4 protein-coding genes are annotated in these 3,838 nt (G+C 61.6%); 1 reads left to right on the plus strand and 3 read right to left on the minus strand.

Features of this window, described 5'->3' with window-relative positions:
- From Q0J81_RS10755 to Q0J81_RS10765, 3 genes are all read right to left on the minus strand, one after another.
- The coding region (locus Q0J81_RS10755; RefSeq protein ID WP_294447826.1) for a TRAP transporter small permease subunit at positions 1-369 on the minus strand (369 nt) is incomplete at its 3' end.
- A gap of 195 nt (positions 370-564) precedes the next feature.
- Positions 565-1,653 (minus strand): TRAP transporter substrate-binding protein DctP, encoded by a 1,089-nt coding sequence (gene dctP / locus Q0J81_RS10760; protein ID WP_294447828.1) that lies wholly within the window; start codon positions 1,651-1,653, stop codon positions 565-567.
- A 502-nt stretch (positions 1,654-2,155) separates the two neighbouring features.
- Positions 2,156-2,653, minus strand: a complete 498-nt coding sequence (locus Q0J81_RS10765) for an HD domain-containing protein (RefSeq protein ID WP_294447829.1) — start codon at positions 2,651-2,653, stop codon at positions 2,156-2,158.
- A 540-nt stretch (positions 2,654-3,193) separates the two neighbouring features.
- Between Q0J81_RS10765 and Q0J81_RS10770 the strand changes: the two genes are divergently transcribed.
- The coding region (locus tag Q0J81_RS10770; protein ID WP_294447831.1) for a 4Fe-4S binding protein at positions 3,194-3,838 on the plus strand (645 nt) is incomplete at its 3' end.

The raw sequence follows: 3,838 nt of genomic DNA on the forward strand, positions 1-3,838 counted from the left end.
CATGGCGCCGCGCATGGCAAAGGCCCAGCCCTTCACCGTGACGAGCAGGAAGAAGGCCAGCATGACAAGCTGAATGACGGGAGCGAGATACTTGTCGTACACGCCGGAGGGCAGATGCTCCACCAGAATGCGCACGCCGAGATGCCGGCCCTGTCTGAGCGCGGCGGCGCTGCCGAGCATGGCCATCCAGCACATGCTGAAGCGCGCGATTTCTTCGCTGGTTTCAAAGGTGAACAGATGGGTGAAGCGGCAGAAAACCTGACCCAGCGTGGCCACGACCATGACAATGCAGAGGGCGATGCCCAGCCACAGGCTGATCTTCATGAGAACGTTCGTCAGCCTGTTGACCTGAAGGGAAATCAACGTCATGACATTTTTCATTAGGGTAAACCTCAAATAAAGGAGAAGCGCGTACCCTGCGCTTCTGCTAAGGCCCGCACAGGAAAAAGTCGGGGACGATGCCACCGTCAAAAGACCGTGCGGATGTTACGGGACAAAACAACCGGGAAAGGCTCATTCCGCAGAAAAAGCCTTTCCCGGGAACACTTGAAGGCCGTGGGCGCGTTATTTGCCGCGGGCTATCTTCACCATTTCCTGAGCTTCGCGGATGCATTCGTCAACGAGCTGCTTTTCGTTGCCGGCCACCTTGGCTTCGGCTTCCTGAGCAGCCTTGACGGCGCCGTCCACCCATTCCTGGCCGATGCGGTCGGCAATGATCTTGAGGGCGGCGGGCTGGGCGGCGTCGCGGAACATCTTCTGTTCTTCGGGCGTGGGCTGATGAATCTTCATGCCCTTGTCGGCCATGTCCTTGAGGGCCGCGGCGTCGCTGGCGGCGGTGATGCCGGCGTGCACGATGCAGAAGGCTTCGGCGCCCTTGTAGAGGGCTTCCTGCTGGGCGGGGGTCAGGCTCTGGAACTTGTCTTCGTTGATGAAGATGACGAGCGGGCCGTACAGATGGCCGTCGAGCACGAGGCTGTCCTGCACTTCATAGAACTTGGAATCGTAAATGTTGGCAATGGGGCATTCCATGCCGTCCACAACGCCCTGCTGCAGAGCCATGTAGAGCTCGCTGTAGGAAATGGGCGTGGGAGAGGCGCCGAGACCGCGGGTCATGGCCATGTGGGCCGGGTTTTCCATGACGCGGATCTTGAGGCCCTTCATGTCGGCGGGGCTCTTCAGTTCCACGCCCTTGGCCGTGAAGTGACGGAAGCCGTGTTCGGCCACGGCGAGAATGCGGACGCCCGTTCTCTTGAGAAATTCGTCGGAGAGCTTCTTCACGAAGTCGGACTTCAGAAATTCCCAGCCCGCCGGGCTGCTCTGGACGAGATAGGGAATGTCGAAGGCCATGGTCTGCGGCACGAAGTTCGCGGCGGGGCCGCTCGTGAGCGTGCCCATGTCGATGGTGCCCATCTGGATGCCTTCCAGCGCTTCGGCTTCGCCGCCGAGCTTGCTGGCATGATAGAACACGAGTTCGACTTCACCGTTCGTGGCCTTGCGCACCATGTCGGTGTAGACGTCGGCCGCGCACACGGTGCGGTTTTCCGGAGTGTCGGGGCCAGAGTTGGCCACCTTGAGGGTGATTTTGGCTTCGGCGGCAGCGGCGCCGGTGAGAAGCATGGCCAGAGACATGAGAACGGCAAGAGACTTTTTCAAGGGAACGCACCTCTGAAACTTGCGGGGTGATGGAAAAGGCTTTTCCGTCGTTGTGGCACAACGGAAAGTCGGCTGTGTGCACCTTATGTCTTATGGCTGATTTTGTCAATAATGATACAAAATGCAATACATTGAAAACATAAGGTATTTTTTATGCAGTTCAAAAAAATTCACGCCATTGCCTGCGAAATCGGGAGCGCCTTGAACAATTTTGGCATATTGTGCGCGCTTTTTTTGCCTTGGAGCGAAGCGGAAGAAAGCGCCGCGTGAAGACGTTGGGCCGTGCTGCCGAAAGATGGCGGGAAACGCAGGCAAAAAGGCGGGAGAGAAGCGGACGGGCGGCTTTTTCCGGCCCCGGAAGCGGGAGCCTTGCGGACGGGCGCGTCTGGGCCGGACCTCGGCAGAAGGCCGTCGTCGGAATCATGGGGACGGCGTCGTCCTTTCGCGCGGGGAGGGATTTGGACGTTCTTTTCTCCGGAAGGTCGGTGTCCGGCACGGGCCGTCAGTCGCGCAGGCCGAACATGGCGCGGCACAGGCGGCAGCCGCTTTTCGTGCGGAATATGCGCTCAAGGGCGGCGCGCACGGCCTTTTCGCTTTCGTGATCCTCATAAAGATTCACGAGAAAGTCGGCTTCCACAAGTATGCGGTAGTCCGGGCCGTCCATGTTCGCGTAGGTGTGGTGATGGCCCACAAGGTAGCATACGCGCTCCACAATGTCGGGCTCGACGCCGAGCGGCTCGAGCAGACGACGGGCGCAGGCCGGGCCTTCCTGTTCCTGAAGCGCGCCGTTGTTTCTGCCGTATTTTTCCTCGGCCGGGCGTATGCCCGTGTCGTGCACGATGGCCGCACATTCAAGAATGAGCTGCGTGCGTTCGTCGAGACCTTCTTCCCGTCCCATGAGACGGGCAAAGGCGTGCACCTTGGTAAAGTGCTGGATGCGCCGGGGGTCGCCGGCAAAGAAGTCCACCGTGGCAAGAAAGAGGCGGTCCGTGATGCTCATGACGTTTCTCCTGCGGTTGAGGGATGGGCGCTCCCGGGCGAAGCGGAAGGGACGCACAGGGCGACCGGTCGCGGGCAGGGCGTCTGTCGTTTCCTGTGAGGCGGCAGAAACGTCGGGGAGGCTCGTGAAAAAGGCTGCGGGCGCACCGCGTTTTCCCGCAGGTCGCGGAAAAGTTCCGCACAGGCGAAACCGGACAGGCCGCGCGCATGAGCCTTCGTGTACGACCGGAACTCTCGTCCGTCAATGACCGAAATCACGGAAAATCAGCCTTGCGCATGACAGGTTAGGGCTTAACTTCTGCACGCGGACTCCCGGAGGGCCCGCGTTCTGCCATGCCGACGTTCTGCGCCGGAGCCGGTGCGGGCCGGGCAGCGTTCGCGCAGAGGGCGGATGCAGGCGGCCACGCGCGTCCGCATCGAGGCGGTCCGACGTGCCGCTTCCGAAAGAGAAGAGGGCGGGCGCTGCGGACCCGGCGTTCGGGAGCGCGTCGCGCCGAACCACGAATCATTATGCGGAAAAAGCCGCATCAGGAGAAAATTCATGCTCAGACGAATCATTCATATCAATGAAGAAGCGTGCACCGGCTGCGGCCTGTGCGCCGGGGCCTGTCACGAAGGAGCCATCGTCATGCAGGACGGCAAGGCCCGCCTCGTGCGCGACGACTACTGCGACGGGCTCGGCGACTGCCTTCCCGCCTGTCCGGCCGGGGCCATTTCCTTCGACTTCCGCGAAGCCGCCGCATATGACGAAGAAGCCGTGAAGGCGCATCTGGAAGCGTCAGGCCGCACGCTTCCGCCCGTCGAAGCTGCGGACGGGCCGAAGAGCGAGCTTCGCTTCTGGCCGGTGCAGATAAAACTTGCGCCCGTGAACGCGCCGTATTTTCAGAACGCCGACCTGCTCGTGGCGGCCGACTGCACGGCATACGCCTTTGCCGACTTTCACCGCCGCTTCATGCGCGGCCGCGTGGCGCTCACAGGCTGCCCCAAGCTCGACGCCGTGAACTACGCCGAAAAGCTCGGCGAGATTCTGCGCGGCAATGCCGTGCGCAGCGTGACCGTGGTGCGCATGGACGTGCCCTGCTGCGGAGGCATGGAACACGCCGTTCGCGAGGCCGTGGTCCGCTCGGGCCGCGACGTGCCCTGCGAGGTGGTGACCATATCCAGAAACGGCGACATTCTCTCTGCG

The organism is uncultured Mailhella sp. (assembly GCF_944324575.1).
In the GTDB taxonomy this organism is placed as follows: domain Bacteria; phylum Desulfobacterota; class Desulfovibrionia; order Desulfovibrionales; family Desulfovibrionaceae; genus Mailhella.